The organism is Saccharothrix sp. ST-888 (assembly GCF_000955975.1).
GTDB lineage: Bacteria > Actinomycetota > Actinomycetes > Streptomycetales > Streptomycetaceae > Kitasatospora.
In genome coordinates, this window is sequence record NZ_JYJF01000421.1 from 1 (window position 1) to 391 (window position 391).

General features: G+C 70.1%; 1 protein-coding gene. It reads right to left on the minus strand.

Going from position 1 to position 391, the window contains the following annotated elements; translation table 11 throughout:
- Positions 1-391, minus strand: a 391-nt coding sequence (locus UK12_RS33360; RefSeq protein ID WP_156179106.1) for an acyltransferase domain-containing protein, incomplete at both ends; no start/stop codon positions are given.

The window sequence follows — 391 nt, forward strand, 5'->3', positions numbered from 1 at the left end:
TGCCTGCCAGTCCACCGCGACACCGCGCACCCACGCCTCCGCGAACGAGGCCAGCACCCGACGGGCACCACCCTCGTTCCGGCGCAGCGTGCCAACCGTCACGGCCTCCCGGCTGGCCGCCTCGATGCTCTCCTGGACAGCCATCGCAAGCACGGGGTGTGCGCTGACCTCGACGAAGGTCCCGACGCCGTGCTCTTCGAGAAGCGCACGCGTCGCGTCCGCGAACTCCACGGTGGTACGCAGGTTGGTGTACCAGTACTCCGCGTCCATGCCCGAACCGTCGACCAGCTCACCCGTCACCGTGGACAGCAGCGGCACCCGGCCCGCCTGCGGGGTGACGTCCTTCAGGACGTCCAGCAGTTCGGTGCGGATCGACTCCACCTGCGCCGAG